The sequence below is a fragment of the Paucibacter sp. B2R-40 genome (assembly GCF_025717555.1).
Taxonomy (GTDB): Bacteria; Pseudomonadota; Gammaproteobacteria; order Burkholderiales; family Burkholderiaceae_C; genus Paucibacter_A.
Genome location: NZ_JAJIRP010000028.1, coordinates 1 through 1,072, shown reverse-complemented (window position 1 = coordinate 1,072; position 1,072 = coordinate 1). Strand labels below are relative to the sequence as shown.

Annotated in this window: 2 protein-coding genes; both read left to right on the top strand. The window is 57.8% G+C overall.

Annotated features, from left to right (window positions below):
* The first annotated feature begins 51 nt into the window (after positions 1–51).
* On the top strand, positions 52–528 hold the full coding sequence (locus LNV09_RS24605; RefSeq protein ID WP_263559701.1) for a hypothetical protein: 477 nt from the start codon (positions 52–54) through the stop codon (positions 526–528).
* Positions 468–1,040 (top strand): lysozyme inhibitor LprI family protein, encoded by a 573-nt coding sequence (locus LNV09_RS24855; protein WP_411969347.1) that lies wholly within the window; start codon positions 468–470, stop codon positions 1,038–1,040. Before LNV09_RS24605 ends, LNV09_RS24855 begins: the two co-directional genes overlap by 61 nt.
* Positions 1,041–1,072 lie beyond the last annotated feature (32 nt).

Sequence of the window (1,072 nt, the reverse complement as noted above, 5' to 3'; positions counted from 1 at the left end):
GCCCAGCCGCCGCTCGCGGCTCAACTTCGACGTTAGACCGCACTAAACATCATGCGCTTTCTTCGCCTCTTCATTGCATTCACACTTGGTGCCTTGCTCTACCAGGTCGCTGTCGTATACGTCGGCGGGACATTAGCTGCGGTGGCAATTCCGAAGTCCTACTTCGATTGGTTCGGTCGATCGAATATCGAAGTTGGTCTCGCGCTGCTTCAGCTCGCCACGTTTGCACTGCCCATTGCAATCTTGGTGGCGGGCGGCGTTCTAGCGGCGCATCGCGTGTTGGCCGGCAGTACGAGGTCCGTGCTAATGGCCCTGCTCGCTGGCCTCGCCGCCTGCTTCCTCCTTTGGGTGGTTGTGGTGTCCGCGAACTTTCCTTCTCCTCAAGCCGGTGAACCCAACCAATCCGGCGTAATGGTCCGTCAGCTTCTGCTGCAACCTTGGTGGGCGCTTTCCGGCTTTCTCGCGCCATGGGTTGGCTACTCACTTGCTGCATGGATGTTGGTTCGCAAGGCGCGACGTGCGGTCTAACCAGTCGCTCGAGTGGACCTCCGCCAGCTGGCCGCGCTACGCTGCCTGTATATTTTCAGCTCCGCGCGGCCAGCTGGCTGCGGCCCCTCAGCTTCAACGTTAGCCACCTAGGAAAAACTATGCGCCTACTCGGAATACTGTTGATCGCGCTTCCGTCAATAAGTTGGGCGCAACCGGCTGATCCCTGCCGAACGTTGAGTAATACGATCGAAGATCGAGCCTGTGCGAATCAGAAGTTCGAAGAGCAAGATAGGTTGCTCAATAAGGCTTATCTTGCAGTCCTAGAAGTAGTGCCGAACACGAACCCCGAAGGCTATTCTGGAGATACAGCGCGCCAACTCTTGGTAAAGGCACAGCGGCGTTGGGTTGAATTCCGTGACGCAGATTGCAAAGCGCGCAGGCAGGTCTTTGTTGGCGGAACCGTCAATGTTGTCGTCCACCTCAACTGCATGAACGAGCACACACGCCAGCGCATAAAGGAACTGGAAGACGGAGGGTGGCAAGGTGGCTAACCGGTCGCTCGAGTGGACCTCCGCCAGCTGGC

Bases quoted from the DNA above. Each gene is read 5' to 3' on its own strand.
- LNV09_RS24605 (WP_263559701.1), top strand. From the start codon at position 52: ATGCGCTTTCTTCGCCTCTTCATTGCATTCACACTTGGTGCCTTGCTC.
- LNV09_RS24855 (WP_411969347.1), top strand. From the start codon at position 468: ATGGGTTGGCTACTCACTTGCTGCATGGATGTTGGTTCGCAAGGCGCG.